This is a genomic window from Streptococcus danieliae, from assembly GCF_009767945.1.
GTDB lineage: Bacteria > Bacillota > Bacilli > Lactobacillales > Streptococcaceae > Streptococcus > Streptococcus danieliae.
In genome coordinates this window covers 1-363 of record NZ_WSRS01000231.1, presented here as the reverse complement: position 1 = coordinate 363, position 363 = coordinate 1, and the positions used below count along the sequence as shown (strand labels likewise).

General features: G+C 39.1%; 1 protein-coding gene. It reads right to left on the bottom strand.

The genetic code is table 11. The features are described 5' to 3' along the window. The coding region (locus tag E5983_RS09590; protein ID WP_160333532.1) for a transposase at positions 1–363 on the bottom strand (363 nt) is incomplete at both ends.

Here is a 363-nt window from a genome sequence, read left to right as displayed (position 1 = left end):
AAATTTTGAGGTAAAAATTCTGAGCTCCGACTTTCTCGAATCAAATCAAAGAAATAGTCGGCATTTCTATCCTTAAAATAGCCAAGTAATAGCTGATAAAACTCCCAGGTTTCCTTCAAAACAGGGCTGTAATTGGCTAGCTCCAAAGCTATGTCTTGAGCTGATATATAGCGATCAAACAAGGGGTAATACTTGGATTCAGAGGACAGACAGCTATAGTCTTTCTGTGAAAGTCTCCAAAATCGCTTTAAACGACGATATTTCTTGGCCTCTTCACCTGAGTGACGGTTTAATTTATTCATTTCCTGAATCCGAATCATCTTGAAGGCATTGGTCAAGTGCTGTACAATGTGGAAACGATCG